General features: G+C 38.3%; 32 protein-coding genes. 27 read left to right on the forward strand and 5 right to left on the reverse strand.

The genetic code is table 11. From position 1 onward, the window contains the following. Window positions 1-94: 94 nt before the first annotated feature. Genes H9648_RS18105 through H9648_RS18120 form a run of 4 tightly spaced genes read left to right on the forward strand, consistent with a single transcriptional unit; the run spans window position 95 to window position 2,733 of the window. A complete protein-coding gene (locus tag H9648_RS18105) occupies window positions 95-820 on the forward strand; it encodes an SDR family NAD(P)-dependent oxidoreductase (RefSeq protein ID WP_191755198.1) in 726 nt (241 codons plus the stop codon). Continuing rightward, window positions 820-1,845, forward strand: coding sequence for an S-adenosylmethionine:tRNA ribosyltransferase-isomerase (locus tag H9648_RS18110; RefSeq protein ID WP_191755199.1), 1,026 nt, complete (start codon window positions 820-822; stop codon window positions 1,843-1,845). Before H9648_RS18105 ends, H9648_RS18110 begins: the two co-directional genes overlap by 1 nt. 13 nt (window positions 1,846-1,858) lie before the next feature. Next, on the forward strand, window positions 1,859-2,254 hold the full coding sequence (locus H9648_RS18115; RefSeq protein WP_191755200.1) for a VOC family protein: 396 nt from the start codon (window positions 1,859-1,861) through the stop codon (window positions 2,252-2,254). 23 nt (window positions 2,255-2,277) lie between these two features. Beyond that, complete coding sequence (locus H9648_RS18120) at window positions 2,278-2,733, forward strand: VOC family protein (protein WP_191755201.1); 456 nt, start codon at window positions 2,278-2,280, stop codon at window positions 2,731-2,733. Between the two features lie 60 nt (window positions 2,734-2,793). Here H9648_RS18120 and H9648_RS18125 read toward each other — a convergent pair whose 3' ends face one another. Further along, entirely contained in the window at window positions 2,794-3,540 is a 747-nt protein-coding gene (locus H9648_RS18125) for a metallophosphoesterase family protein (protein ID WP_191755202.1), read from the reverse strand. Window positions 3,541-3,617: 77 nt separating this feature from the next. Between H9648_RS18125 and H9648_RS18130 the strand changes: the two genes are divergently transcribed. After that, the gene (locus H9648_RS18130; RefSeq protein WP_191755203.1) at window positions 3,618-3,794 is read left to right on the forward strand and encodes a hypothetical protein; all 177 of its coding nucleotides are present in this window, start codon (window positions 3,618-3,620) and stop codon (window positions 3,792-3,794) included. Between the two features lie 46 nt (window positions 3,795-3,840). On the opposite strand, the gene H9648_RS18135 is transcribed toward H9648_RS18130, so the two are convergent. Continuing rightward, window positions 3,841-5,676 carry an LTA synthase family protein gene (locus H9648_RS18135; protein WP_191755204.1) on the reverse strand — a complete coding sequence of 612 codons (1,836 nt, stop codon included), beginning with the start codon at window positions 5,674-5,676 and terminating at the stop codon, window positions 3,841-3,843. A 112-nt stretch (window positions 5,677-5,788) separates the two neighbouring features. Here H9648_RS18135 and H9648_RS18140 point away from each other — a divergent pair, with 112 nt between their 5' ends. From H9648_RS18140 to H9648_RS18155, 4 genes are read left to right on the forward strand one after another with little or no spacing between them, the layout of a single operon-like run. Continuing rightward, entirely contained in the window at window positions 5,789-6,190 is a 402-nt protein-coding gene (locus H9648_RS18140) for a VOC family protein (protein ID WP_191755205.1), read from the forward strand. Between the two features lie 8 nt (window positions 6,191-6,198). Next, window positions 6,199-6,756, forward strand: a complete 558-nt coding sequence (gene lepB / locus H9648_RS18145) for a signal peptidase I (RefSeq protein ID WP_191755206.1) — start codon at window positions 6,199-6,201, stop codon at window positions 6,754-6,756. Between the two features lie 51 nt (window positions 6,757-6,807). Then, entirely contained in the window at window positions 6,808-7,305 is a 498-nt protein-coding gene (locus H9648_RS18150) for a DNA-3-methyladenine glycosylase I (RefSeq protein ID WP_191755207.1), read from the forward strand. A 44-nt stretch (window positions 7,306-7,349) separates the two neighbouring features. Beyond that, window positions 7,350-7,688, forward strand: coding sequence for a L,D-transpeptidase (locus H9648_RS18155; protein WP_404825772.1), 339 nt, complete (start codon window positions 7,350-7,352; stop codon window positions 7,686-7,688). Between the two features lie 28 nt (window positions 7,689-7,716). Here H9648_RS18155 and H9648_RS18160 read toward each other — a convergent pair whose 3' ends face one another. Both H9648_RS18160 and H9648_RS18165 read right to left on the reverse strand, forming a co-directional pair. After that, window positions 7,717-7,929 carry a hypothetical protein gene (locus tag H9648_RS18160; protein ID WP_191755208.1) on the reverse strand — a complete coding sequence of 71 codons (213 nt, stop codon included), beginning with the start codon at window positions 7,927-7,929 and terminating at the stop codon, window positions 7,717-7,719. Between the two features lie 16 nt (window positions 7,930-7,945). Beyond that, entirely contained in the window at window positions 7,946-9,211 is a 1,266-nt protein-coding gene (locus tag H9648_RS18165; RefSeq protein WP_191755209.1) for a helix-turn-helix domain-containing protein, read from the reverse strand. A gap of 224 nt (window positions 9,212-9,435) precedes the next feature. Between H9648_RS18165 and H9648_RS18170 the strand changes: the two genes are divergently transcribed. From H9648_RS18170 to H9648_RS18220, 11 genes are all read left to right on the forward strand, one after another. Further along, window positions 9,436-10,338 (forward strand): hypothetical protein, encoded by a 903-nt coding sequence (locus H9648_RS18170; RefSeq protein WP_191755210.1) that lies wholly within the window; start codon window positions 9,436-9,438, stop codon window positions 10,336-10,338. Window positions 10,339-10,437: 99 nt separating this feature from the next. Continuing rightward, window positions 10,438-10,848, forward strand: a complete 411-nt coding sequence (locus H9648_RS18175) for an NUDIX hydrolase (RefSeq protein ID WP_404825771.1) — start codon at window positions 10,438-10,440, stop codon at window positions 10,846-10,848. A gap of 47 nt (window positions 10,849-10,895) precedes the next feature. After that, window positions 10,896-11,198: a hypothetical protein gene (locus H9648_RS18180; RefSeq protein ID WP_191755212.1), complete on the forward strand. Its 303-nt coding sequence runs from the start codon at window positions 10,896-10,898 to the stop codon at window positions 11,196-11,198. A 38-nt stretch (window positions 11,199-11,236) separates the two neighbouring features. After that, window positions 11,237-12,172, forward strand: a complete 936-nt coding sequence (locus H9648_RS18185; protein ID WP_191755213.1) for a magnesium transporter CorA family protein — start codon at window positions 11,237-11,239, stop codon at window positions 12,170-12,172. A gap of 186 nt (window positions 12,173-12,358) precedes the next feature. Next, window positions 12,359-13,567 (forward strand): D-alanyl-D-alanine carboxypeptidase family protein, encoded by a 1,209-nt coding sequence (locus H9648_RS18190; protein WP_191755214.1) that lies wholly within the window; start codon window positions 12,359-12,361, stop codon window positions 13,565-13,567. Window positions 13,568-13,712: 145 nt separating this feature from the next. Further along, a complete protein-coding gene (locus H9648_RS18195) occupies window positions 13,713-14,816 on the forward strand; it encodes an HD-GYP domain-containing protein (protein WP_191755215.1) in 1,104 nt (367 codons plus the stop codon). A gap of 52 nt (window positions 14,817-14,868) precedes the next feature. Beyond that, complete coding sequence (locus H9648_RS18200; RefSeq protein WP_191755216.1) at window positions 14,869-15,351, forward strand: DinB family protein; 483 nt, start codon at window positions 14,869-14,871, stop codon at window positions 15,349-15,351. Window positions 15,352-15,646: 295 nt separating this feature from the next. Beyond that, the gene (locus tag H9648_RS18205; protein ID WP_191755217.1) at window positions 15,647-15,952 is read left to right on the forward strand and encodes an antibiotic biosynthesis monooxygenase family protein; all 306 of its coding nucleotides are present in this window, start codon (window positions 15,647-15,649) and stop codon (window positions 15,950-15,952) included. After that, window positions 15,949-16,329: a hypothetical protein gene (locus H9648_RS18210; protein WP_191755218.1), complete on the forward strand. Its 381-nt coding sequence runs from the start codon at window positions 15,949-15,951 to the stop codon at window positions 16,327-16,329. The genes H9648_RS18205 and H9648_RS18210 overlap by 4 nt, the downstream gene beginning before the upstream one ends. A gap of 20 nt (window positions 16,330-16,349) precedes the next feature. Then, a complete protein-coding gene (locus H9648_RS18215) occupies window positions 16,350-17,000 on the forward strand; it encodes a cobalamin B12-binding domain-containing protein (protein ID WP_225218984.1) in 651 nt (216 codons plus the stop codon). Next, on the forward strand, window positions 16,997-17,767 hold the full coding sequence (locus tag H9648_RS18220) for an STAS domain-containing protein (RefSeq protein ID WP_191755219.1): 771 nt from the start codon (window positions 16,997-16,999) through the stop codon (window positions 17,765-17,767). The genes H9648_RS18215 and H9648_RS18220 overlap by 4 nt, the downstream gene beginning before the upstream one ends. A 16-nt stretch (window positions 17,768-17,783) precedes the next feature. Here the strand turns inward: H9648_RS18220 and H9648_RS18225 are convergent, their stop codons facing one another. Continuing rightward, window positions 17,784-18,389 carry a rhomboid family intramembrane serine protease gene (locus tag H9648_RS18225; RefSeq protein ID WP_191755220.1) on the reverse strand — a complete coding sequence of 202 codons (606 nt, stop codon included), beginning with the start codon at window positions 18,387-18,389 and terminating at the stop codon, window positions 17,784-17,786. Between the two features lie 228 nt (window positions 18,390-18,617). On the opposite strand from H9648_RS18225, the gene acpS reads away from it, so the two are divergent. From acpS to H9648_RS18260, 7 genes are all read left to right on the forward strand, one after another. After that, window positions 18,618-18,977 carry a holo-ACP synthase gene (acpS, locus tag H9648_RS18230; RefSeq protein WP_191755221.1) on the forward strand — a complete coding sequence of 120 codons (360 nt, stop codon included), beginning with the start codon at window positions 18,618-18,620 and terminating at the stop codon, window positions 18,975-18,977. Between the two features lie 126 nt (window positions 18,978-19,103). Then, window positions 19,104-20,111, forward strand: coding sequence for a LolA family protein (locus H9648_RS18235; protein WP_144704754.1), 1,008 nt, complete (start codon window positions 19,104-19,106; stop codon window positions 20,109-20,111). A 288-nt stretch (window positions 20,112-20,399) separates the two neighbouring features. Continuing rightward, entirely contained in the window at window positions 20,400-21,572 is a 1,173-nt protein-coding gene (gene alr / locus H9648_RS18240; RefSeq protein WP_191755222.1) for an alanine racemase, read from the forward strand. A 141-nt stretch (window positions 21,573-21,713) separates the two neighbouring features. Next, window positions 21,714-21,995, forward strand: a complete 282-nt coding sequence (locus tag H9648_RS18245) for a CopG family ribbon-helix-helix protein (RefSeq protein WP_066390801.1) — start codon at window positions 21,714-21,716, stop codon at window positions 21,993-21,995. Window positions 21,996-21,998: 3 nt separating this feature from the next. After that, a complete protein-coding gene (locus H9648_RS18250; protein WP_066239453.1) occupies window positions 21,999-22,349 on the forward strand; it encodes a type II toxin-antitoxin system PemK/MazF family toxin in 351 nt (116 codons plus the stop codon). A 403-nt stretch (window positions 22,350-22,752) separates the two neighbouring features. Continuing rightward, a complete protein-coding gene (locus H9648_RS21020; protein WP_318243560.1) occupies window positions 22,753-23,571 on the forward strand; it encodes an STAS domain-containing protein in 819 nt (272 codons plus the stop codon). A 17-nt stretch (window positions 23,572-23,588) separates the two neighbouring features. Then, window positions 23,589-23,945 (forward strand): STAS domain-containing protein, encoded by a 357-nt coding sequence (locus H9648_RS18260; RefSeq protein WP_066239455.1) that lies wholly within the window; start codon window positions 23,589-23,591, stop codon window positions 23,943-23,945.

Below are 23,945 nucleotides of genomic sequence, written 5' to 3' on the forward strand. Positions count from 1 at the left end.
ATTGACGAATGAAAAGAAGTGTCACTATAATAAAAATACTTAGTAAACATAAATGTATAAAAAGTATAAAATGTAAATTCGGGAGGAACACGTAATGAAAAAAGTAATTATGATCACAGGTGCTTCTAAAGGTTTAGGTAAAGCGCTTTCTCTATATTTTGCCCAGGGAGGATATAACTTGGCGATATGTGCAATAAACGAAGGTGCCCTTCAAAAAGTGAAGACTGAAGCGATTCAGCTTGGAGCAGACGTTCTCGCGATAGAAGCAGATATGTCAAAGTCAAAAGATGTAGAACGATTCGTAGCACTGACAGAAGAGCATTTTGGAGCAATAGATGTGTTGATCAACAACGCATCTATCATCGGTCCTAGCCCGATTCCTTATTTGCTTGATTATCCAGAACAAGATTTCGAAGAAGTTCTCCGAGTTAATACGATCGGACCTTTCTTAGTAACAAGAAGAGTCTTACCGATCATGCTTCAAAAACAACAAGGAAGCATCATTAATATCACATCAGAGGCAGGGGCAACTGGGTATGCGGGCTGGGGAGCATATGGCATCTCAAAATTTGCACTTGAAGGGCTAACAGAAACGTGGGCAGACGAAGTAAGTGAATCTGGTGTGCGTGTGAACATGGTTGATCCAGGTGAGATGGATACAGACATGCATGCACGTGCTGTACCAGACTGTGATTATGAGCTTGCAAAACCTGAGGATCTGACGGCTGTTTTTGGATACTTGGCATCAGATGCATCCTCACTCATTACCGGAAAGCGATTTGAAGCACAGACGTTTCAGCTTGAGGGGAGTGAGTTTTAATGGAAGCAGCGATGAAGTTTGAGGTTCCAGATGAACTGAACGCAAAAGAACCACCAGAACGAAGAGGATTACGCAGAGATTATGTGAAAATGATGGTGCTCGATAAAAACACTGGAATGACCAATCACACTCAGTTCTATCAACTAGATAGGTACTTAAAAAAAGGTGACTTGCTTGTACTTAACGCGAGCCGAACAGTTCCAGCCGTTTTAAAAAGTCGTATAGAAGCAGATGGCACTGAGGTAGAGATCCGGCTGGCTCACAGAAAGAATGAATCGACATGGGAAGCACTTCCCGTTAGCGGAACTGTAAAAGAGGGTGATATCATCCGTTTTTCGCCGACATTAACGGCTACTATTATAGAACAGTCAGAAGATACACCTTTTGTATCATTAGCCTTTAATCTATGCTGCTCTTCGCTGTTTAACCAAATCTATGATCTAGGAGAGCCTGTCAGGTACGAATACATTCAAAAGCCTTGGAATTTGGATTACTATCAAACGGTTTTCGCTACCATTCCAGGGTCTGTTGAGATGCCCTCTGCTGGAAGGGCGTTCAGTTGGGAACTTCTGTTTAGGCTTCAGAAAAAAGGCGTTAGGATCGCTTATATTACGCTCCATACGGGTCTAAGTTATTTGCTGGATGATAAGTGGCATAAAGGACCGGACAAAAACTTTGAAAACTATCATATACCGAATGAAACGGCTGAGCTCATTTCTGAAACGAAAAACAATGGAGACCGCGTGATCGCAGTTGGTACAACTGTTGTAAGAACGCTAGAGACAGTAGCACAGCAAAACGGAAGGGTCCAGGCAGCTAGTGGATGGACGAATCTATATATTACTGAAAATACGAAACTGGCCGTATGTGATGGGTTGATTACAGGGATGCATGAACCGGAGGCGAGTCATCTGCAACTGCTTTCTGCATTCGTAGACCGATCCAAGTTATATAAAGCTTACAATGACGCGATTCAAAAGCGCTACCTCTGGCACGAGTTCGGCGATATGAATCTAATTTTGTAAGTGGGGGAATAAGATGCTGCATCATATCGGGCTGTATGTAAGTGATATGAAAACGTCTTGTGAATTCTATCAAAAGATTCTTCCTCTTGAAAAGAAAGAAAGTTTCATGTGGAACGATACAGAGATTGTTTTTTTAGTAGGAGAAGGATTTCAGCTTGAATTGATATCTAACTCAGAGAGTCATGCAGCACGCAGCCATATCGCATTCAGCGTGACTTCTGTGACGGAAAAAATAAAGGAACTAACTCGTAAGAAGATCTTTTTAACAGAGGGACCCTATGACCTTCCAAACGGTTGGAGAACGGTTTTTTATGATGGCCCAGACGGAGAAGAGATTGAATTTATACAAACGACCAAAACTCAAATCTCTAGTTTTTCATCCCAAAAAAGATTAGAAGATAAGATATAGAATGAGTGAATAGGAGTGATCCAATGATTAAAGGACTATATGAAGCACATTTACCGGTAAGTAATCTTAAAACATCTATAGACTTTTATAAGAAACTAGATTTAGAGATCGCTTATCAACAAGAAAATTTAGTGTTTTTCTGGATTGAGAAAGGAAGAAGCTGGTTGGGACTATGGGAAACTGAAAAGGTTAAAACACCCTATCACCCATCGTTAAGGCATATCGCTTTTCAAATTGATAGAAATAGTATGTTAGGTATGAAGGAATGGTTAGAAGAACGGGCTATAGAAGTCTCTACTAATTTTGGATATCCACCAGAAAAACAACCATTAGTATTACCAAATAACCCACAAGCTCACGCAGCTATTTATTTTAAAGATCCAGATGGAAATAGCATTGAATTAATTGCTCCTTTAAGACTGGATGTAAAAGAAGAATTTAATATGATGACATTAGATGAATGGAATAAAACAAAATAAATGATTTCTACTACAAAGACGAACAGTAATAAAATGAGAAGCAAAGAAAAGGGCTATACGTTAACTATGAAAGGCTCTCATTAAAAAGGGACCATTTGGAACTTCAAGTTCTTTGTATGCCTTAAACAGATTTGTTTGATCGTAGGCCACAGATTTAAAATCAATCTTAAGATCCTTTTCATCTGTGATAGAGATGATGGCATAACGCGCTTCGGCAACTTTATTACAACCTAGTGCACCAGGATTCACTAAATGAGTTTGATTTACCTTATAGTCATGAAGGATATGATGATGCCCAAATCCTATAAAATCATAGGTAAGTAAGCCTTTAAAAAGCTCTTTCATCGCTATAGAATCCGGTTCACTAATAATTGGCATAAAAGGATCTTCAACTATTGGAGATTCTTTTTTTCCTTCCTTGAAGGGATAGTGCGTGAAGAGAAAACGGAAACCATCTTCTTCAACTATTAGTTCTCGGGGAAGTGTGCTCAATATATGAGCATAAGTATCTGTTAGCTGGTCAGCAATCCATTGATGATGTTGCTTCGCATGTCTGTGACTCTTTGGGTGAGGCAGACCATATTTTAACGCCAAGATCGATTCATCATGATTTCCCGTAACCATCATAATAGACGGGAGATTACATAACCGTTCAAGCACCTCGTTTGTAAACGGACCGATTCCAATCATGTCACCGCCACTAATAAAACGAGAGATTCCCATACGTGTAGCGTCATCAATAACAGCTTGAAGTGCATCCAAATTACCATGAATATCTGTAAAATAAGCAAAAAGAGGTTTCAACATATCTCCACCTTCAACAAATATATCTTTTATAATAAAATAAGACTGCTTCTTTGTAAAAGACTTAGGAGGTTAAGGAAATGAGAAAGAAGTTTGATTTTATTTTTGAATTACTCTTATTACTAATCTCCCTATTAGGTATGTTGTACTTTATCTACATAGATGAGTGGAAGAGTATTTTTTTCTTAACATTCCTACTCGTAGCTGTTGGTTCTGCCTTGAGGTTATCTAAAGAAATAAAAGACGGTTATAGATAGAAATGGATTAAAAGAAAAAACATAGCCCCTCACGAGGGGGCTATAATTATTTTAAAAATCGCAGCAAATCACCATAGATGATTTGATCTGACTGATCGAGTTCCTCTTTTGCCTGTTCGATATAAGGCTTACATTTTTCCTCTTCTACAGGTGCTCCGAAAGGTTTCACATAACACGTCTCATTTGTATAAATATAGTCTTCTGTTACGAACGAACCGTTACGCAGAACGGTTAATTCATGATGTTCTTTTGAAAATAGATCCGTTCCAAAATGAACATCATCCTTTGATTCAATTCCAAGCAAGTGTAGCAGCGTAGGCTTTAGATCGATCTGTCCACCGACCGTATCAATCTGCTTGCCTTTTTTTCCTGGGACGTGAATGAATAAGGGTACTTGCTGCAGTTCTACTTGATTGTAGGCTGTGAGCGTGGCTTTGCTCAATACATCGGCCATCGCTTCTTGATGCCGTTCTGATATCCCGTAATGGTCTCCATATACGACTACCACTGAATTCTCATATAATCCAGAGCTCTTCAGTTCTTCAAAAAACTGGCGCAGTGCTTCGTCCGCGTAGCGAACAGTTGTAAAATAGCGGCTAACCGTTCCATCTTCTACAGGGTAAGGCTCGATCCACTGTTCCTTTTCATTGATCAAATAAGGATGATGGTTCGTCAACGTAATAAATCTAGCATAAAAAGGCTGAGGCAGCTTCTTTAGATATGGCATGGATTGCTCAAAGAAAGGTATATCTTTAAGTCCATAGTTTATCGAGTTTTCGTCCGTAACGTTATAGTATTCCTCACTATAAAACTTGTCATAGCCCATTGTCTTATAAATAACATCCCGGTTCCAAAAGCTTTTGTTGTTACCATGAAAAACTGCTGAATAATAGCCGTTTGTTTTTAAAATTTCGGGCATCGCGTTGTATTCGTTCAATGGATGGGTTTGAAAAACAGCACCCCTTGGCAGTGGATATAAGGAATTATCGATCAAGAACTCAGAATCGGATGTCTTTCCCTGACCTGTTTGATGATAGAAGTTATTAAAATAATAGCTGGATTTAGCAAGTTCGTTTAAGAAAGGTGTCACTTCTTCACCGTTAATTTCGTAATTCAGTACAAAATTTTGAGTAGACTCGAGAGAGACCATGATTAAGTTTTTTCCTTTAGCAATTCCATAGAGCTCAGGGTTGTTAGCTGTTTCTTTTTTCACATTCAGGAGAATTTCCTCTGCATCCATGTTGCTTGCTAGTGCTTTTTGCATAGAAGACTTTGATTGGAGCATGATGTCGTACAGATGGTAGTTGAAGGTTCCTAAGCTCTTCACAAGAATTTCTCTATCAAATGTACGAGTTAAAAGCTGTGGCCGGTTTATTTCTGCAAGGATTAAATGAACAGATAAAATAGCAACACCGCATAAGAATAATTTTCTCCGGTCCACTGGTTTTAATAGATGATCAGACTTCCATCTCGTCTGTTTTAATAGATAAGCTAACAGAAACAGATCAACAAAAAAGAAAATGTCTGTGAAATAGATCAGTTCATAAACACTGTTCCCGATATCACCAACATTCTTTGTTTGAAACAATACCGGGATCGTAAGAAAATCGGTAAAGAATCGATAATAGACGACGTTCGCATACAAGATAAAGCTATAAATAAAGGAAAGCCAAAAGATGATTCGTCTTCTTTTAGCAGGTGAAGCAAGGTTAGCTAAACAAAAATAGAGTACGAGAAAACTTAAAGGATTTAAAAATAATAAAATTTCTTGCAGGAAATGATCGATAGGCAGCGTAAATGAAACTTTATAAACAATATAGGTTTTCAACCAAAGCAAAGAAATAGCCAGGAAGATTGCTGCGTGTTTTGTTTTAGCGTTCATAGGTATAACCCTCCTGTAGTGAAACGGAAATCTTTACCATTGTAGGCTATTTCACGAAAGATTAAAAGTGATAGAGTACCTTTTTTTAAGTAGAGGGTAAATAGGAGAAATCATGACATCACCTCAAGGCTTGCATCATATCGAAATGAACGTACAAAATTTGAGGAAAACGAAGGAGTTTTATGAATGGCTGCTGCCGGAATTAGGCTATTCTCTTTTTCAAGAGTGGGAAAAAGGTTTTAGCTACAAAATGGAATCTTCGTATCTTGTTTTTGTACAAACAGATGAATTATATAATGATATACCTTTTCACCGAAAGCGTTCAGGACTTAATCACCTGGCCTTTTGGGCTAAATCACGTGCGCAAATAGAGCACCTTCGTGTACAATTGAAGAAGAAAAATATTTCCTTTTTGTATGAGGACAAGTTTCCTTTTGCAGGTGGAAAAAATCATTATGCTTTATTCTTTGAAGATCCAGATCGATTAAAAATTGAAATCGTTGCGCCGAGGTGAATGAAGATATGATAGAACAAGAAAAAGAAACAAAGCAAAAAAATGAATGGGTAAGCTGGCTAAAGGCGATCGGCTTCGCTTTAGTCTTTGTATTTATCACAAAAGCTTATTTCTTTGCTCCATATATGGTAGAAGGTGCATCTATGTCACCTACTCTTCATGATCAAGAAAAGCTTTATGTTAATAAAATCGTTTATGCGTTTTCCGAGCCACAAAAAGGCGATATCGTCATCATTAAAGGTGACGATAAGCGGTATGTAAAACGAGTGATAGGTTTAGAAGGGGACATTATTCAAATGAAGAGTGATGACCTTTATGTTAATAATAAAAAAGTGAAGGAATCTTATCTTCAGGAAAACAAATCGGAGGCGAAAAGCTTAGGGGTTTATCTAACAGAAGACTTTGGACCACTTAAAGTTCCAAATGGGAAAGTTTTCGTAATGGGAGATAACCGTCTTAATAGTATGGATTCACGAAACGGATTAGGTTTGATCGAAACGAAAGCAATTGAAGGTCGTTCAGAAGTCGTCATCTATCCATTTTCAGAAATGCGTGCAACCCAATAACAAAAGTGCAGCCCGGCTGCGCTTTTTATTTTTTTAAAAGGAGTATGTGAGATGAACCGATGCAAGTGGAGTGAAGAAAGTGAGATGCTGCAACAGTATCATGATAACGAATGGGGTCAGTATGTAGCGGGAGACAATGCATTGTTCGAGTGTTTAACACTAGAACTATTTCAATCTGGTTTAAGCTGGAAGACCATTCTTCACAAAAGAGAGAACTTTAGAAATGCGTTTTCACAGTTTGAGATAGAAAAGGTCATGCAGTTTGGTGAAAAAGAGGTTGAAGGTTTACTAGAGGACGCTGGGATCGTCAGACATAGAAAAAAGATTGAAGCGACGATTGAAAACGCAAAGAGAGTCCACGAAATTGTAAAAGAGTTTGGCAGTTTCGAAGAGTTTTTAAAACAACTGCCACCTGAAACAGGGGAAAAACAAAAAGTGTTGAGAAAGACATTCAAGCACGTAGGTTTAACAACGGCAGAGAGCTTTTTAGAAGCTACAGGGAGGATACAAGCCTCACACAGTGAACAATGCTTTAAGGCATCGAAATAGAGTCATTTCCTATTTGTCCTGCATAAGCTAAAGCGGGAGGTATGATGATGCCTTATGAGATCTATATTTCAACAACAAGAAAAAGACTAGCCCTCGTAAAAGATGGAAAAGTAATTAAACGCTATCCGATCGGCGTAGGGAAAATGCTAACACCTACACCGACCGGAACCTATACGATAATTAATAAAGCACCGAATCCAGGCGGACCGTTTGGAGTCATGTGGATGGGACTCTCACGGCCACATTACGGGATACATGGTACAGATACACCATCATCCATCGGAAAAAATGTATCCAAAGGATGTGTGCGAATGTATAATAATCATGTTTTAGAACTATCGAAGCTTGTACCTATTGGGACTAAGGTGGTTATTAGGGCATAGAAAAAAGCTCTCAGGTTGAGAGCTTTTTTTATGTTGGATTAGGTCCATTATCAATCATACGAATCATTTTATAGCTTCCAGCTGCAATGTTTTTAGCAGGCATTGTAGGATTAGGTCCATTGTCAATCACAACACTATGTTTAGTAGGATTAGGACCGTTATCGATTGTATAAGATACTCCACCAATAGCTACTACACTAAGAGCAAGAGCGAAGGAAAGTGTTAACCCTAATTTTTTCATTTTTCTCCAACCTTTCTTATATTATATTTTTTAGAGCATTATTAGCTCTTTGATAATACTGACTTGATTTTTTATATAATGACTGATCAAAATAGATATCAGCCAGCATTTCTGAATATTCTGCTACATATTCCCAGATGTGAAGCTTTTCAAAGTAAGGAATAACTTCCTTATATAACATTTCTACTAAATCTTCCATGCGATCTTCAATTCTATGTTTAAGAGTCATAATATGATAGTAAACATCATCAATAACAGTAATGTCTAATACCCCAAAACATTTATCTAACCATATTTTAGCATTTTTTATATCATTTGTAAGGTAATATTCTTTTGCTATTGTTAACATTGTACTCTTTGTTTCATTGTTTGGTACTTTCATCTTTGCATCCAAGCTTTTAAAATAATATTCTAAAGCTTTGCTGTGGTTCTTTTGATTGGAAGCAACGTAACCTAAGTTATGGTAGATAACACCATTAGTAAAATCATCATTAAAAGTGGTGGAATATTTTAATGCTTGTTTCAAGTGAAATTCAGCCTGCTCATAATTCCCTACTCTTCGATTACTTAAACCTAATAGTATTTGACAGTCTGCAGAACGACTATAATTGTATTCTTTATCAAATATATTAATAGCTCTATAAGCATATTGACTAACAGAGGTAACTCTACATAAATAATTGTATGTTAACGCAAGATGGTAAAATAAAACTGCGCCTTCACTTTGGGTAATTCCTGTTGTTTTTGTATTATAAAGACTTTCTGCTTCTTTAAGTAGATCTAAAGCCTTTTTGTATTCTCTTTTAATATTATAGTACATTGATAGAAAGTTAAGATAATAGAACTTTAAATCGGGGGTCATCTCGTTAAAAAAGCTTTCCGCTCTTTTTAATTGTTTATATGAACCCTCTAAGTCTGGATTGACATTATGGACCATGTAGAACCTAGATAAGAAAAGTTCATACCTAAGTATTAAATTAGGCTCAATTACACTTTTCATTCTGGGCTTAACAGTTTCATGAAGAAAAATCTCAGCTTTATCAAAGTTTCTATCAACCATTTGAGAGTGCCATTCATTTAGCATTTCTAGAATCTGATCGTCATCGATATCCTCCGGCGAAATACCTAGACGTTCGCAAAGCAGGTTAATTACTTCTTCGCTTGATTTGGCATCCCCTTTCTCAATCTTGCTTAAGTAGGAAACAGAGCAAATTCCCTGTGCAAGCTCTTCCTGGGTTAGGCCTTTGGTTTTTCTATAATATCTTATTCGTTGACCGACCATAAAATCCCCCTTTCAGAACTTGGGAAAATTGTCATGCAAGACCCCCACTAAACAAGTATCTATCCTACTATTTTTCCCAATACAGAATAAATGGAATGTCTGATAAGATAAATATAACAGAAAATACAAAGTTTTTGCTAGAAATTGATAATTTTGAAAAGAACGTTTTACATAAATCCTATGTCAGCACCGAGCCGGCGTCAAATTTGAAGGGAGAGAGTACTATGGCTAAAATGTATCAATTGTCATCACGAACTGCAGAGAAGAATCAATCGCTGTATGTCTCACGTGATCCTGAAGTGGCCGGAAGTATAGTAAGAAATGAGGAAGGCGCTTTTGCCTACTCCGAAGTGTTCATGGACAAACAGAAGAATTACTGGTTCTCCAAAAAGGTAGATGATCAGTCAAGGGACCACAAGCTCTTCATCTTTGACCATAAAAATGGCTGCTTGAAATCTCAAGTTATTAAAGGACAACCCAACTTTTATGAATTCGAATCAAGTGTTGTAGTCGCTTGTGAAGGTGATGGTTCAAAAGGCTCAGTCTTAATTTTTTCTAAAGATGGCCCAGAGTTAGTAAAAGAGTGGAAAGTGAATGGCTTCCTTTGGGAAGTAGAGATGAACCAAGATGTTCTCTACATTTCTTCCTATATTGTTGAAGAAGATCAAGCGGTTCTCTACATTATCCGTAACGGTAAGAAAAAACGTATAAATTTGGGTAGCAACATGGCACCTACTGATATTTTATGTCATGAAGATCTTGTATACGTTTCAGGTGCTCCCGTTCTAAACGGCGACCCAAAGAAGATTATGGTGTTGAATGACAAAGATAAAGTGGTTACAGAATATAAGTTATCCATCTCTCCCCGTGCTCTTTACCAAGTAGATGACCAGCTGTTAGTCTACGAATTGGATCTTGCAACGGGAAAGAGCGAACGAATCGTATACATCGATATGAAGACAGGTGAACAAAAGGAGCATGATATTCCACATTCGAAGATCGTAGAATGTACGGATGATTCTCTGTCTTTATTAGAACAAAACAGCAAGACACTATACACGTGGGATCATTGCAAATGTTGCATTGTGAACACTCAAAAAGTAGCTGAACAAACTAAAGTCATATAGTTTAGTAATTTAACGTCATATAATTGTAGAAAAGTCCTGTATCTTAAGAGCAGGACTTTTTTTTCATGTCCAGAAAATAGCTGTAAAGGGGGAATGGGTATGAAATGGGAAGGTGCTAGTTGTATTTGTGTGAATGATGGAAAATTATTGATGGTTTTACAGGGAACAGCCGATGAGGAAAAGAAGTGGAGTATTCCTTCCGGAGGCAGAGAGAGAAACGAGAGTATTGAGGAATGCGGCATGCGTGAAGTGTGGGAAGAAACGGGTTATGTCGTAAAAGTTGTTAAAAAGCTACATATAAAAGAAGGTATCTCTCAAAACATACAATTTAAAGTTCACTATTTTCTAACAGATCTAGTGAGCGGTTTTTCGGTCATCCAAGATCCGGATGGTTTAATACACGATATAAGGTGGGTATCCTTGAAAGAGTTAGAGACACTCACCTTATCCTTTCCAGAAGACCGAGAACTTTTACAAAGCTATCTGGCACCATCAGAAAAAATAATATAGTGTTTGTTCACATTTTTATAAGGGAACTCTAATGGAGGAGGATGACAGTGAAACCGATATTCGCAGAAAAGGAAGACCTTACCCGTTTATTGGAATGGTGTAGTGACGCTCAGGAATATCAGAGAAAACTCTCTTCCTATATAGAGAATCGTGATGATACAGCCGTTGTTATCGCAGAAGGAGAGCATGAAATCGTGGCAGTCGCCTTATTAAAGGTACAGGAAACAGAGAAGAAGGGTTCCGTTTGGGTTTACGCCAAGAGTAAAGATTATCAAAACCACCCAGATCTCATGCAATTCTCACTAAGATGGTTAAGAAAACAAGGTGCAAAAGAATATACCGTTATCTAAAACGATCATTATACAAAATACAAAGGATGGTTAATACTATGGAAGAAACAAGTGTCTATGGTTGGAAGTGGCATCGTCATGAGTGCCACGAAGAAACAATTCATGATTTGATCGCAGATACGAAAGGCTGCAAAAATTGGCTTAGTAATATTAAAGAAGATAAAGTCAATTATTTAAGAATTGAAAAAGACAGTGACGGTGATCAAATTGTTCGTGGATCTCTTACGTATAAACAAGATCCGAAGAACCAATCTGATTTTGAGGTATTTCATTTTTATATCCGTCCCAAATCTTTAATAACAGTAGGGTTAGACCTCTCTCTTATTCAAGGAGCTCATCGTGAAAATTGTGATCATTTGATTTTAGAAGAAAAAACACCTGTGGAAGGTTTTATCATTTTACTCGGTGAATTGGTCAATTATTTCTTGGATGGCATTGATGCATTAGAAGTGAAGCTTAAGGAACTGCAAAGGGATGTTCAAAGAAATAATCATACGAATTTATTGAACAGCATCTATGATCGACGAATTGAGTTGATCAACTGGAGCGATTTAACACTCCCCGTTCATGAAGCGCAGATGGCCATTAAGGAAGCTTTCCTAGATGAAATTACCGAAACACGTGCATATAAGCGAATTGAAACAAGGATCGACCGAACAATTTCGCTTCTATCTCATTATAGACAAGACATCGATACTTTGTTAAACCTTGAAGAAGTTCTTTCGTCTCATCGTGGAAATGAAATTATGAAAACACTCACTGTATTTACCGTTATTTTCACTCCAGCAATGGGGCTAGGCGCAATTTGGGGTATGAACTTCAAGAATATGCCTGAGCTTGATTGGAAGCTTGGATATTTATATGCCATGTTATTAATTGTGGGCTCTACAATTGGTGTGTACGTTTGGATGAGAATGAAAGGGTGGACGGGAGATTTATTAAGAGGAAAGAAAAGCCGAAAACATTTTGACTAAATAAACTTAAAATATGAACGATATATAAAAGGAAACAGGCGGATTTTGTCGAACGGTATCAATTGATAAAACGCTTGTTTTTTTATGGCGAATATTACTAGATTTCATTTTGATTTCAACCATAAAAGAACCTAAACAAACAACGAAGAGATATGAAGATTAAATGACTAACGGGAGCGGAATTAAATGAAAAAACTTAGCCTAATTCTTGTTTTTTCACTGGTTATGCTTGTGAACACACAGTTTGTTCAAGCGACGGGGGAGAACACACCAGATATTAAAAGCGAAAGCGCTGTAATGATTGATGCAAAAACAGGAGATATTTTATATCAAAAAAACAGCTCGGAGCAAATGTATCCAGCAAGTATTACAAAGATCATTACAGGAATTCTGGCTATAGAATCAGGCAAGTTGGATGATTCTGTTGTTGTAAGCAGCGACGCAGTAAGAGCTGAAGGGACACGAGTTTATTTGATGGAAGGTGAGCAAGTACCACTGAAAAAGCTTGTTCAAGGCCTTTTGATCAACTCAGGTAATGATGCAGCAGTTGCGATTGCAGAATACGTGGCAGGCGACGTAGATACATTCGCTGATCAAATGAACGCGTTCGCGAAAAAAGTGGGAGCAGACAATACCCATTTTGTTAATCCGAACGGACTTTTTGATGAAGAACATTATACAACAGCTGAAGATATGGCGAAGATTACTCAATACGCGATGCAGAATGAAGAATTTCGAGAGATCGTATCAACGAAAGAATTGCCTTGGGTCGGAGAAGGCTGGGAGACGACATTAAGAAATCACCATCAGCTTTTGTGGGATTATGAGGGTACGATTGGTGTGAAGAATGGATACGTTGATGAGTCCAAGCACACTTTAGTTACGGCAGTTTCACGCAATAATTTGGATGTGATCATCGTTACACTAAAGGCTCCTACTAGTCGAGCGGCATATTGGGACACGATGGCACTTGGGGATTATGGATTTAAGAGCTTTGAAAGACAAACATTATCTGCTGGTACAAAGATAGAAGCGTTAAACGGAAAGACTTATCCGCTAAAAGAAGATTTGGCCGTTACCTTGCCAAAAGGAGAAGAACCGGTTCAAGAAGTGAGTTCAGATGGAGAGCTTCAACTAAAAGATTCTTCTGGACATGTGTTACTCTCACATACACTATTTAAAGAGAAGGAAAAGGAAAAAGAAGCTTCCGCAACGGTCGATAGTAAATCAGTTGAAACAGTAGATTCGACGTTCATGCAATCAGTTGTTAAGGCAGGTATCTTCCTATACAGCGGACTGCTCCTCTTGCTCGCATTCCTAGTGATCTTAAGGATGCGGAGTCAAAAGCACAAACATAAAAAAATGAGACAAGTTGCACGCAGTTATGTGAAATAAAACCGTCAATAGGCGGTTTTTTTGCTTGTTAAAAATAGAGTGAGCTATGTAAAACATGTTTTTCATATCAATACCTATAGGATAAAAAGCTTTTATAGTATATAATTACATTAAATTACAAAATTCGACAATTGGAGTTTCATTCATGATACGTAATATTAAGCTAGCTCAGCTATTTATTGTGGGGAGTGCCTTCATTCAGGCTCTCCATCATTTTTTTATAGAACCAATAGATAATTTCTATCCATTTCTTTTCTTATTTTTAATCGGGTTTCTTCCTGCTTGGGGAGTCAACCGTATACAAGAACCATACACAAAATTGACTTTCGTTTTGTGCAGCATCTATATCGTTTCCATTTCCTACTTTTTCGTTACATATCCGATCGTGCAGGCTGCTTACTTCTTTTTGCCTGTATCTGCTCTTCTTCTAAATGATAAGCGGCTTTATTATGTTTCAAGTATAGGTGGATTAGCATCCTACCTCTTGCTATCGAACGAACCATTGAAAGACTATTTCGCATTTATCTCAATTTATGTGATTTTCTGTTCACTTTTGTTTATGGCGCAGCGAATTGTTTATCAATCTGTTGCAGAAAAAGAAGCGATTTTGCAAGGTGTGAAAGCATTCTCCTTAGCAGTTGAAGCGAAAGACGTTTATACACAAGGACATTCAAAGAGAGTGGCACTTTATGCCATGATTCTTGCCAAACATGGTCAATTCAAAAATGTAGAATGGCAAGAGCTTGAGTTGACAGCTCTCATTCATGATATCGGAAAGATTTCAACGCCAGATGCTGTTCTGTTAAAGAACGGAAAACTAACTCAAGAAGAGTACGAAATTATGAAAAAGCATCCTGTGGATGGGATGATTTTAGCAAAATCTTTCGGATATTCGGACCGAGTTTTAACAGGTATTCTGCATCATCATGAAAGATTTGATGGTCGAGGTTATCCACATGGTTTAAAAGGAAGAGATATACCGATCTATTCGCGTATCTTAGCAGTCGCTGATTCTTTTGATGCGATGACGAGTAACCGTGCATATCGTCAGGGGATGACACCTTGGGAAGCAAAGAAAGAGATCGAGAACCATTCAGGTAAAATGTATGATCCATTTATCGTAGAAGTGTTTGTTCGTGCTTATTACGACATGCTTTTAATCTGTGAAGACCATTCGGAAAATATTTTGATGGGTAACTCCGCGCATCGGGAGATTGCTTCTGGATTAAACGAAGGAAAAAACGGCTGAGACGAAGAAGATAATACAGGTAATCATTTTACATAGCAGGAGGAAAGAAAAGATGAATGCAACGGCTTCCTTAACAGAGACGTTACTCGAAGAATTGTATGTTGTGGTTCGTACGACCAATCTATTATTAAAAAAAGCAGATCCTTCTGTTTACGATTTTCGACCTGTTGAAAACATGCGTTCTTTTTTAGAACTAGCCAATCATTTGGTTCAGATTCCTCATATCGACTTAGCGATTTTACAGGAAAAATCAGAGCAAGAAATTCGTCAGCTTGAAAAGAAGTTATCAGCAGAAAACGTTACAGAATTAACTCATGTATTAGAAGAAGGGTATCATCTAGCAAAGTCATATTTCCTATCTCTTTCCGAAGAGGATTTTCTTAAGAAAGAAACGAAGGCGTTTTATGCTGAGAAGGGTGCTACTCAGGCAAAATGGCTAGTGGAAATTGTCACTCATAGCTATCATCATCGTGGGCAGTTGTTTACTTATTTAAAACAGACCAATCACGATGTGAATATGTTTGATCTTTACTAAAGTAAAAAACCAAAGGATAGAACTCACGATTGAGGTGGTTCTATCCTTTTTCTTTGTTCAAAAGCTTGCTAAATAAACGTTTTTTATTAAGAGTAATTGCTGTTTTTGCGCTTAATTCTCCTGGTGCATTTTTACGTAAATTCGACTTCTTTGCATATCTCCTGTAATATGAGTGGTTCAAATTTAAAAGGTGTTCCTAGTTTATTTAGCTAGCAGGAAAAATATAGTCTTTATTGAATCTTTTATGAGATAAACATTTTGTGTCGTTTAAATACATCCAAGAGGTGATGTTTCCATGTATACCGTTTTCTCTACGTTTGATGTTCCAAACGAAAAAGCAGACGAAGTAATAAATATATATAAGAACCGTTCTAGATCAGTAGATAACGCCGATGGCTTTGTTGACTTCTTGTTGCTTCAGAACGACAAGCGCGCAGGTGAGCTGACCGTTCAACTCATTTTCACTTCAAAGGACGCTTATTTAAATTGGGTAAGAAGTGATGAATTTAAGAAGATTCATGATTTAGAAAAGAAGTATCCTGATCAAGAACTAGCAGCTGTCATTCCCACTGTTAAGCAATATAAGGTGGTTGCCAAATGACGGAATTTAACATAAATGTTATGGTAGAAAGAGTAACTGAGAAAATTTATGAAAATGATCCAACCCTTGTTGAACGTTATGGAGATAAGGGTAGAACGAAGTGTGTGGAAGATAATCATCATCACTTTAAGCACCTAGAGACGGCATACGAACTCGATAACAGTGCATTCTTCATCGATTATGCGATCTGGTTGGATGGTATTCTACAAAAGTTTGGGATGAGCACACAGCTCTTAATGGATAATTTCGACTTTATTATAGAAGTTCTTTTAGAAGAGCAGGGAAAGCAAAGAATAGAAAATACCCGTATCGGTATATATACCGATTATTTAAAACAAGCGAATGATGTTCTACGTAGTAAAGTGGAATCACATTAAATAAAGGAGAGGTCCCATCCATGGCTATTTCAGAAGCTGAAAAACTGGCGCGTCTGTTTTTAGAAGGTAATCATGCTGAAGCATTACATTTCATTAAACAGCAGCCAGACCAAAATCGAATGGTTTTGTTTAGAGACCAGTTTACTCCTGCTATGTATATGATCGGAGACCTCTGGGAAAATAATGAGATCTCAGTTGCTGATGAACATCTAGCAACGGGAGTGTGTGACTTTGTTCTTTCTAGGCTGTTTCAAGTAACCGCAGATGAAACAAAACGTGAAAAGAAAGCGATGTTCTTGTGCTTGCAGGGTGAACAGCATTATCTTGGAATTAAAATGATCAACAGTATTTTTGAAGAAAAAGGCTGGGAAACGAAATACTATGGAGCAAGCTTGCCGTTGGAATATGCATTGAAATCTGCACTGCAATGGAAGCCAGAAGTTATCGGCTTATCCGTTTCCATCGTATATAATCTACCGGTGCTAAAAAACTATGTTCGATCATTAGCAGCTCTACCGAATAAGCCTGCTATCTTAGTAGGCGGACGGCTAACAGAAAAATACGATCTAGAACCATATGTAAATAACCAAGGAATCATCATTAAAAACCTCCAACAGGCAGAAAAATGGCTGGATGAATATACCGAAGAGAGGATTAACGCCTACAAATGAGCAGTGTCCTACCCGTACCTTACGTAAAGATAGATAAACATGGCGTTATTCTTAATCGATCCTCAAAAGCCATCGAAATGTTGGATGTCCAAGCTGAAACGATTCGAGATTGTTTTGATGAAGAAAGTCATAATAAGCTAATGAAGTTTATGATGCCGTTTAAAGGCGAAAAGACATTTGAAGCAAACCTAAAAGCTAGAAATCAGCCGTTCTTGCTGTGCGACATCTCTATATGTTGGGAAGGCGAATTCGCGCACATTGTTTTTATTCCAATTGGGAAACACGTCCAGGGGCTTGAAGAAAAACTTTTAGAACTTAGACTTAGGTTATCTTCTACAGATTTTGAGTTATTCGAAAAGAAAGAAGCCTTAGTAGATGCAATGAAACGTCTCGATGAATTGTCTGGACCGTTCATACCGATCTCTGAAAAGATGGCGTTTGTTCCTCTTTTTGGTGATGTGAACGAGAGCAAGATGATTACCGTTACAGGAAACGCTCTTAAAGCGGCGTACGAAGGGCAATTTGAAGAAATCTTTTTTGATCTCTCTGCTACAGGAGAAATTGATGAGGGTGGCGTTCAGAAGTTAAGCGAACTGTTCCGCATGCTTCAATACATGAATGGGAAACCGGTTAAGATTATCGGAGTAAAGCCAAAGCACGCTAGGCAGCTGACTGCACTAGACGTGGATTGGCCCGTCTATTTTGAAACTTCATTAAAAGATGTATTGATCGATCATCTTCAAATAGGTAAAGCACCTCAAGCGTGATGAGGTGCTTTTTGTTTTACCATCTTTTTTTCTTGCGATGAAGGGAAGCAAAAATGATTGGTGCAAGAGCTGCGCCACCAATCAATCCGAACAGGTGACCCATCACGTTGATCCTTGCATTCATGAACGTGGTTACTAAACTGATTCCTAACACTACAAGAAGAATTTGTGTGTTAGCTTGGTCGATATATTGACGATGGTTATAAAGCATATAAACGTAGATCCCGAACAAACCAAAAATAGCTCCTGAGGCACCAATATGTGCGTAAGAAAGTGGCAGCATAAGTAACGTAGCAATATTTGCGATCAACCCAGCCCCAAGATACCCGATAATAAATCTTACTTTCCCAAGGATTCCTTCGAGTGCAGGACCGAACAAGACCAGCGAGAACGAGTTGAAGATCAGATGACCTGCAGCCTCATGTGTAACAATGGGGGTGAATAAACGCCAGTACTCTCCAGCGGTAATGTAATAATTAGAACCGACCATAAAATGATACAAAGAGGTAGAAAAAGGGGTAAAATTAATAAGAAGAAACACGATAATGTGTGCAGCTACTAAAAAAGTAACAATAGGATAACGCCTGATAAAGGTCTGAAAGCTTTCATCTCTTATAAACATGGAAATAGTATCACCCTTTTTATATAAAGTGTAGGCTGTTTTTTCGTTGAATGGAGTTAACGCATGCCACGCGGAAAGCGATGCACCTCAAGCGAAATCAACTTCATGCAAGAGCCATAAAGTTTTTTGAAAACAGACCAAATTTTTAACATACTCATTCATCTTCCTTAAGTTTACCATGTGTTGGTAGATAGGGCGAAAGATATAGCTGTAAAGGAGCTTTTATTAATGATTGTAGGAACAGGCATCGATATGATCGAGCTAAAACGAATCAAGCAGGTTGTTACTCACCAGCCTCGATTTCCGGAGCGGGTGTTAACACCGTTTGAACAAAAAAAATTTTTTTCTTTAAATGGCAACAGAAGGTTTGAATATCTTGCAGGGCGTTTTGCCGCAAAAGAAGCAATGGCCAAAGCGCTCGGTGTAGGGATCGGCGCAGAACTTTCATGGCAGGACATGGAGATTAAATCAGATGAAAAGGGTAAGCCGTTTCTTACTTCCCCTTATCCATATTTATGTCACCTTTCTATCTCTCATACGAAAGAATACGCGATCGCACAAGTGGTTTTAGAAAGCTCGTCAAGCTAGTCTGCATATTGTCCAGGGTTGTCTCATATATTGTAATGCGGTAGAAGGGGTAGTCCTTTGCAAGGTGCAGAGAGTTGGTCCCCCTTCAATGTCGAAATTAATTTGGGACAAAGGGGATGGCAAAAAATGAAGAAAACACTGTCAATGATGTTGACGGCGTTCATGATCGTGTTGGTTCTGTCGGCATGTGGTGCACAAAGCCAGAACGATGTTTTGGATTCATTAGAAGAAAGAATGGAATCCATGACAGGTTACAAAGCGGAAGCCAAGATGACATTGAGCACAGGAGAAAAGCCACTGACTTATGATTTAGAAATTTGGCATAAGAAGCCGGATTTTTACCGAGTCAGCTTAAAAAATGCTGAAAAAGATCAAAGTCAGATGATACTGCGTAACAAAGATGGAGTTTTCGTTCTTACACCAGCTCTGAATAAAAGTTTCCGTTTCCAAAGTGACTGGCCAGAAAACAACAGTCAAGTTTATTTGTTCCAATCACTCATCTCTGACATTTTAAATGATACGGACAGAGGGTTTAAATCAAAAGAGAAAAGCTATGTCTTCCATACAAAAACAAATTATCAAAACAAAAACCTCTATCAGCAAGAGATCACATTAAACAAAGATCTTGATCCGCAACAAGTACGAATTATGGATCAAGACCAAAAAGAGCTTGTTAGACTGGATTTCTCAAAGGTTAAGTTCAATGCAAAATTTGATAAGAACTCTTTTGATATGGAGTCGAACATGAGTAGTGCTCAATTTGAGGTTCCTACGTTCTCAGGTGCTGGAGAAGAGTTCGAAGTGCTGTATCCGACTTATACAGCGAACTTAAACATCGTAAATGAAAGAGAAGTGGCACAAGGGGCAGATGACTCCAAGGTGGTTTTGAACTATGCGGACGAAGATAAATCATTTACATTGATGCAGCAGAAGAACACAGCTGTAGAAACAGCTTCGCGCCTAACGATGTCGAGTGGAGAACCAGTTGATCTGGGTTTTACCGTTGGGGCGATGACAGATCAATCGATCACATGGAATTTTAACGGTGTAGATTACTTGCTCGTCTCCAATAATCTCGGTCAGGATGAGTTGATGGCGATTGCACGCTCAGTGAGCGGAGAGGCGATTAAATAATTTCTACATTATATATAGGGATTGATAGAGCAGGCTGGCGAAGACGCTAGCCTGTTTGGTTTTGAAAACGGGTATGTTGGATTTTGCACGTCCGTAAATTGTCGAGGATTGTAGACTCGTGGATAAAATGCCAAAACTTTTGGATGGAGAACGAAAACTCGTGGATAAACTCTCAAAACTTATGGATTGCACACACATATTTATGGATTGAAGCGATAGGATGCTTACATAAATGACGGTAAGAGGGTAAAATAGAAGGCAGTAATCTAAACCGGGGAGGCCAACATCATGGATAAACATCATTATTATCGAGACACTTGGGCGGAAATCGACCTAGATAAGATCAGTCAAAATATAAAATCTTTTAAGAGACATCTCCCTGAACGAAAAATTATGGCTGTCGTAAAAGCGAACGGATACGGCCATGGAGCACTTCAAGTGGCAGAAGAGGCTGTAAGATCAGGAGCTGAGTGGCTAGCTGTTGCCATGCTCGATGAAGCATTAGCTTTGCGTAAACAAGGAATCACGGCACCGATTTTAGTTATGAACCGTGTACGTCCGGAATATGCTAATCTTGCGGCAGAAAATGAAATAAGCCTTACCGTCTTTCAAAAAGAATGGCTGATTGAGGCACAATCGTATGTAAAAGAAACAAAACATCAAATAAAGATTCACCTGAAGATCGACACCGGTATGGGGCGAGTTGGATTTAGAGAAGAAAGTGAGCTGCAAGAAGTGGCGCACTTCATCAAACAAGCTTCTTTTTTTGAAGCAGAAGGGGTGTTTACTCATTTTGCAACTGCCGATGAATGGGAATCAGAGCTTTTTGAACAACAGAGAAAGAGGTTTATTAAATATATAGACTCGCTGCGATCATGGGGATTAAATCCATCTTTCATTCACAGTGCCAATAGTGCAGCAGCTCTTAGAAAAGTTGAAGGACCTTTCAATCTTGTTAGACTTGGGATCAGTATGTATGGTTTAGCACCATCTAGCGAATTAAAACAAGACTTGCCTTTTTCCCTAGAAGAGGCGTTCAGCCTTCACTCTCGACTCATTCATGTTAAAAAATTGATGCCTGGGGATACTGTAAGTTATGGAGCTACTTATACAGCAACAAAAGAAGAGTGGGTAGGCACACTGCCGATCGGATATGCAGACGGATGGCAAAGAAGATTATCCCCAGGAGCCTCGGTGCTCATTAAGGGAGAGCGGATGCCAATCATCGGCAGGATCTGTATGGATCAATGCATGGTCAGACTTTCAAAGAGATTAGATGTTGGTGAAGTTGCCACTTTAATAGGAAGTCAGGAAGCGGGAAAAATAGAAATGGATGAGATCGCACGTATTGCAGAAACGATAAATTATGAAATTCCGTGCCTCATTTCTGCTCGAGTGCCGAGAGTTTATACGAAAAAGGGTCGAATTTTAGAAAATATGAATGTAATTCTAAATTTTTAGCAGAATATTAGAAGGACTATTGAAAACTTTGTAGAATAAATACTTTGAAATCGCTTTGCAAATGGATTATTGAAGTGATAAGATTAAATGTGGTTAAAAGGAATTTGATCGTAGTATAGCTTTGCGCTGGAGGTGTATGTTGTGTCCGAATTGAACACAAAACGAATAGTGATTAGTCTTCCTCAGAAATTACTAAGTGAGGTAGACCGCGTCATAAAGAAAGAGAATTTGGACCGCAGCGAATTTATCCATCAAGCTACTGAGATGTTTCTTCGTGAGCGGAAGAATAAGCGTCAGTTTCGTGATGAGATGAAACAGGGTTACATGGAAATGGCTAAGATCAATCTAACGATTGCTTCAGAAGCATTTATGTTAGAGGAGGAAGCCGATCATACCTTGGACCGCTTAGTTAGCGGGGTGTAGTCCTTGATAGTCAAACGCGGAGACGTTTACTTTGCAGATCTTTCACCGGTAGTTGGATCAGAACAGGGTGGAATTCGGCCTGTACTGATCATTCAGAATGATATCGGGAACCGTTTTAGCCCTACTGTTATCGTAGCAGCAATCACAGCTCAAATTCAGAAAGCAAAACTTCCAACACATGTTGAAATAGATTCGAAAAAATACGGCTTTGAACGGGATTCAGTTATTTTGCTTGAACAGATCAGGACGATTGACAAGCAAAGATTAACAGATAAAATAACGCAACTGGATGAAGATATGATGCGCAGGGTAGACGACGCATTGCAGATCAGTACTGGTCTGGTTGATTTTTAATTTTATAACATCATTTAGGAAACTGTCTGACGGGGATGTCTGGCGGTTTTTTATTTTTTTAACAGATTTAAAACAAGGATAACTGGAAGAACAGGTACTGTTTACCTTTCATGCACAAGGATTCATGAGAGGTTTCCGGGTTTGATGTATGGAACTGAATAGAAGTGACTTTTTCAGTTTTAAGTTGCATATTGGTTCATCCTGCCACATAACAAGGAACCCACCCCTTCTAATGGAAACAAGTATACGAATACTATTTAAATGTTTTGTAAAAAAATACATGTTTAACAATTAGAAACTTGGGTTATATATCCAAAGTTAGTAATAGAGTAAACATTGCAGAATATATACAGAAGTGAAATAATAGAAATTGAGACTACATGTAGTGGGGGTGCAAGAAAAATTGGACAACTTGATTGTACAGATGATCAATGAAAATCAAGAAACCCTAAAAAATAATTGGCTTAAAGAAGTTAAGCTCTTTAAAGAAAAAGAACTGATTGGGAAAACTTTAAAGTTTAGTGAGGAAACGGACCAACAGTTTTTTGCTATGTTGATCAAGCACATTAATTTTCACGATATTTCTAAAGACGGAACACTTGATGATTTTTTTGATCAAGTTCTTCATACAGGTTTACCATTAAGTTATTTAACACAAGGACTACAAGCGGCACGCCGTGTCGTTTTAAATCTTTTAGTAGAGACGGAAAACGACAAAGAGAAGGTGTCGGCTGTATACCGTGAGATCGATCGCTGGTTAGATCCGATTCTAAATCGCGTTGTTGAAAACTCTTCTCAGATTTGGGAGAGAACCGTATCCGTTCAAAAAACGGCATTATTAGAGCTTTCTGCTCCATTAATCCCAGTGTTCAAAAATATCAGCGTTATGCCTCTTATCGGATCGATTGATACAGAACGTGCGAAGCTGATTATGGAAAACCTTTTAAACGGAGTGATCAAGTATCGCTCGGAAGTGGTATTGATCGATATTACGGGAGTACCGGTCGTTGATACGATGGTTGCTCATCATATTATTCAAGCAGCAGATGCTGTGCGTTTATTAGGTTCTACGTGTATCCTAGTAGGAATACGTCCTGAAATCGCACAAACGATCGTAAGCTTAGGAATTGATCTAAGTCTGTTCCCGACGAAAAGTACGCTTCAAAAGGGTATGGAAAACGCTCTGGAAATTACAAATCAGCAGTTAATAAGCAATAAATAGGGAGTGAGAGTAAAAAAATGAGAATTCCTATTTTAAAATTGCACGAATATTTATTGATCACCATTCAAGTAGAGATGGATGATCAGACAGCTCTTCAATTTCAAGAAGACTTACTAAATAAAATTCACGATACAGGTGCGAAAGGAGTTGTTATTGACCTAACGTCAGTAGACATGATCGACTCCTTTATAGCTAAGGTTCTTGGAGATGTAGTGAGGATGTCAAAATTAATGGGAGCTCAAGTTGTATTAACAGGAATACAACCAGCAGTTGCTATTACTTTAATTGACCTTGGAATTTCAATGAGGGAAGTTTCGACAGCACTTGACTTAGAACAAGGGCTTGATAAATTGCGTCTGGAACTGGAGGGATGA

Source organism: Fictibacillus norfolkensis, from assembly GCF_014836645.1.
Lineage (GTDB): Bacteria > Bacillota > Bacilli > Bacillales > Fictibacillaceae > Fictibacillus > Fictibacillus norfolkensis.

What these genes read in the sequence shown, in the direction of transcription:
- H9648_RS18105 (WP_191755198.1), top strand. Translation starts at nt 95, where the DNA reads ATGAAAAAAGTAATTATGATCACAGGTGCTTCTAAAGGTTTAGGTAAA.
- H9648_RS18110 (WP_191755199.1), top strand. Translation starts at nt 820, where the DNA reads ATGGAAGCAGCGATGAAGTTTGAGGTTCCAGATGAACTGAACGCAAAA.
- H9648_RS18115 (WP_191755200.1), top strand. Translation starts at nt 1,859, where the DNA reads ATGCTGCATCATATCGGGCTGTATGTAAGTGATATGAAAACGTCTTGT.
- H9648_RS18120 (WP_191755201.1), top strand. Translation starts at nt 2,278, where the DNA reads ATGATTAAAGGACTATATGAAGCACATTTACCGGTAAGTAATCTTAAA.
- H9648_RS18125 (WP_191755202.1), bottom strand. Translation starts at nt 3,540, where the DNA reads ATGTTGAAACCTCTTTTTGCTTATTTTACAGATATTCATGGTAATTTG.
- H9648_RS18130 (WP_191755203.1), top strand. Translation starts at nt 3,618, where the DNA reads ATGAGAAAGAAGTTTGATTTTATTTTTGAATTACTCTTATTACTAATC.
- H9648_RS18135 (WP_191755204.1), bottom strand. Translation starts at nt 5,676, where the DNA reads ATGAACGCTAAAACAAAACACGCAGCAATCTTCCTGGCTATTTCTTTG.
- H9648_RS18140 (WP_191755205.1), top strand. Translation starts at nt 5,789, where the DNA reads ATGACATCACCTCAAGGCTTGCATCATATCGAAATGAACGTACAAAAT.
- lepB (WP_191755206.1), top strand. Translation starts at nt 6,199, where the DNA reads ATGATAGAACAAGAAAAAGAAACAAAGCAAAAAAATGAATGGGTAAGC.
- H9648_RS18150 (WP_191755207.1), top strand. Translation starts at nt 6,808, where the DNA reads ATGAACCGATGCAAGTGGAGTGAAGAAAGTGAGATGCTGCAACAGTAT.
- H9648_RS18155 (WP_404825772.1), top strand. Translation starts at nt 7,350, where the DNA reads ATGATGCCTTATGAGATCTATATTTCAACAACAAGAAAAAGACTAGCC.
- H9648_RS18160 (WP_191755208.1), bottom strand. Translation starts at nt 7,929, where the DNA reads ATGAAAAAATTAGGGTTAACACTTTCCTTCGCTCTTGCTCTTAGTGTA.
- H9648_RS18165 (WP_191755209.1), bottom strand. Translation starts at nt 9,211, where the DNA reads ATGGTCGGTCAACGAATAAGATATTATAGAAAAACCAAAGGCCTAACC.
- H9648_RS18170 (WP_191755210.1), top strand. Translation starts at nt 9,436, where the DNA reads ATGGCTAAAATGTATCAATTGTCATCACGAACTGCAGAGAAGAATCAA.
- H9648_RS18175 (WP_404825771.1), top strand. Translation starts at nt 10,438, where the DNA reads ATGAAATGGGAAGGTGCTAGTTGTATTTGTGTGAATGATGGAAAATTA.
- H9648_RS18185 (WP_191755213.1), top strand. Translation starts at nt 11,237, where the DNA reads ATGGAAGAAACAAGTGTCTATGGTTGGAAGTGGCATCGTCATGAGTGC.
- H9648_RS18190 (WP_191755214.1), top strand. Translation starts at nt 12,359, where the DNA reads ATGAAAAAACTTAGCCTAATTCTTGTTTTTTCACTGGTTATGCTTGTG.
- H9648_RS18195 (WP_191755215.1), top strand. Translation starts at nt 13,713, where the DNA reads ATGATACGTAATATTAAGCTAGCTCAGCTATTTATTGTGGGGAGTGCC.
- H9648_RS18200 (WP_191755216.1), top strand. Translation starts at nt 14,869, where the DNA reads ATGAATGCAACGGCTTCCTTAACAGAGACGTTACTCGAAGAATTGTAT.
- H9648_RS18205 (WP_191755217.1), top strand. Translation starts at nt 15,647, where the DNA reads ATGTATACCGTTTTCTCTACGTTTGATGTTCCAAACGAAAAAGCAGAC.
- H9648_RS18210 (WP_191755218.1), top strand. Translation starts at nt 15,949, where the DNA reads ATGACGGAATTTAACATAAATGTTATGGTAGAAAGAGTAACTGAGAAA.
- H9648_RS18215 (WP_225218984.1), top strand. Translation starts at nt 16,350, where the DNA reads ATGGCTATTTCAGAAGCTGAAAAACTGGCGCGTCTGTTTTTAGAAGGT.
- H9648_RS18220 (WP_191755219.1), top strand. Translation starts at nt 16,997, where the DNA reads ATGAGCAGTGTCCTACCCGTACCTTACGTAAAGATAGATAAACATGGC.
- H9648_RS18225 (WP_191755220.1), bottom strand. Translation starts at nt 18,389, where the DNA reads ATGTTTATAAGAGATGAAAGCTTTCAGACCTTTATCAGGCGTTATCCT.
- acpS (WP_191755221.1), top strand. Translation starts at nt 18,618, where the DNA reads ATGATTGTAGGAACAGGCATCGATATGATCGAGCTAAAACGAATCAAG.
- H9648_RS18235 (WP_144704754.1), top strand. Translation starts at nt 19,104, where the DNA reads ATGAAGAAAACACTGTCAATGATGTTGACGGCGTTCATGATCGTGTTG.
- alr (WP_191755222.1), top strand. Translation starts at nt 20,400, where the DNA reads ATGGATAAACATCATTATTATCGAGACACTTGGGCGGAAATCGACCTA.
- H9648_RS18260 (WP_066239455.1), top strand. Translation starts at nt 23,589, where the DNA reads ATGAGAATTCCTATTTTAAAATTGCACGAATATTTATTGATCACCATT.